The following is a 259-nucleotide window of genomic DNA, read 5'->3' as shown; positions in this document are numbered from 1 at the left end:
ACCAGTGGCTTACCCTTGTTGAATGTAGAGGTGGATAAGTCCAGAGCTGCACAATATGGCTTGTCGGTAAGAGCAATTCAGGATCTGGTAGCTACAAGTGTCGGTGGCCAGAATGTTGGAACAATTTTACAGGGAGACAAGCGTTTTGATTTTGTCATCCGTCTAGATGAATCCCAGCGTAGTCCTGAACAGTTAGCGGTACTTCCTATTCAATTGCCGAATGGTGGTTTAGTCCAACTGCAAGATGTGGCACGCGTTG

Annotated in this window: 1 protein-coding gene; it reads left to right on the top strand. The window is 46.7% G+C overall.

Translation table 11 applies throughout. The features are described 5' to 3' along the window. On the top strand, window positions 1–259 hold a 259-nt coding region (locus SE27_RS14695), incomplete at both ends, for an efflux RND transporter permease subunit (RefSeq protein ID WP_455550022.1).

The sequence above is a fragment of the Acinetobacter harbinensis genome (assembly GCF_000816495.1).
GTDB classification, from domain to species: Bacteria; Pseudomonadota; Gammaproteobacteria; order Pseudomonadales; family Moraxellaceae; genus Acinetobacter; species Acinetobacter harbinensis.
The sequence above is the reverse complement of the archived record's forward strand: the minus strand, read 5'-3'. Positions and strand labels throughout refer to the sequence as shown.